General features: G+C 55.9%; 1 protein-coding gene. It reads left to right on the top strand.

The genetic code is table 11. The annotated features are described in order from the left end of the window. On the top strand, window positions 1–1419 hold a 1419-nt coding region (locus tag AC6A67_RS16715; RefSeq protein WP_498037698.1), incomplete at its 5' end, for a hypothetical protein. Window positions 1420–1532 lie beyond the last annotated feature (113 nt).

The following is a 1532-nucleotide window of genomic DNA, read 5'->3' as shown; positions in this document are numbered from 1 at the left end:
CTGGATCCCAGAAATATCGCGAATCTCGCCAGATCTCAAACGCTTTTTAGCCCAACAAAAGGAGGGGAAACCAACCCTGTATTCACAATATATTGCAAACTCGATGCCGGCAGTACGTCAATTGATGTGCATTTCAGCAGACGCGCCAGCCCAAATGACGAAGAAACGCTAACCGCGACATTTGACGCCCCGGCGCCAACGGTGGTGGAAGGGACATTCCGCGAGCCGGCCACCCCCAGCAGCGTATTTGTCAGCGAAAGTGGCGTCGAAGCTGCGACGATTGAGGTGGCCCCAACATCTAATGAAGCCTCCATCCTGCACGTGACTGCAACCTACCCGTCGGCGTTTCTTGGATCCCTGTCCATCAGCATCAAGGATCAGCCCGTCAGTGATGCGCAATTGGAAACCTTGGAGGATGGACGCCAGATTGGGCATATTTATGCGACTGTGCCAGCCGGAACCGCCGCGACGCTGGCCTTTCAGGCCAGCAAAGGGGTGAATGGTTACGCACAGATACAGTACGAGACCGATCTGACGAATGCCTATTCCCCCGGCGCGTTGGTGTTTATCGACCCCGACCAGGTGAATCGCTCCGCGGACTCACCGCGCGCATTCTCGCCAGTCACGTTATCCGCTACGTCACATGTGGTCATTACCCTGACCCCGCCGACATTCCCGGATACGATCACACAGTTGCTCATTCTGCAAAAACCTACGGCGAACCAGACGGACATCATCAAATCTTTCCCAATGTTCAGCTATGTCGGCGCCTCTACCGACCTGACCAAAGCAGTCACATTCAGCATACAAAACAATCTTCTCCCAATTGACTTTAGCGACCCGTCAAAATCGTTCGTCGTAAACGCCTATTGTTTCCTGAACGATGCGCATGGCAACAGTACATTGTCTCCTCCCAATCCAATAACTGTCAAGTTGAACCCCGCGGAGCCGCCTCTGCCTATTCCAGGCGGCACGCTTCCTGCGCCGACACTCAACGGCAACTTAAACTCGCTGATCAACGTCAATAGCGTTGGCGACACCTCGCCTGTCCAGTGCAGCCTGACCCCGGACGATGTATCCAGGCTCGTCCCGGGCGCAACAGGCGTCATGTTCAGCCTTTACGTGAACGCAACGCGAAACGGCGCCCCCGCCAACACGGTCATTCAGGTCATAAAAACGTTCGGGCCATTCGCGCCAGGAGCCGTTCCAATTGAAGTTCCGTTTGATACGAACAGGCTCAAATTTTTTGATTCGGACGCCAATGGCAGGCCCGGCTCCCTCGCCGTGCAATATGTGATCCTGCCGCAGAAGTCTGGCCAGGTTGTCAGCATTCCGCGCAACTATCCGATCGACCCCATGCCGCCGTCGATCAGTCTAACTCCTCAATCTGGTACGGACGCTGACGACAGCGATGGCTAAGACGATGGGCCGGGCCAGCCGATCCTTTCTTGCGCGATCGGTGGCCAACAGGTCAGTGCGAACAGGCGTCGTTTGGTGTGGCGCCTCTTACGTAAGGCTCTCGGTGCAGGGCA

This window comes from Camelimonas sp. FR25, from assembly GCF_059740505.1.
Note: the sequence above shows the minus strand (reverse complement) of the source record. Positions and strands in the feature narration are given on the sequence as shown.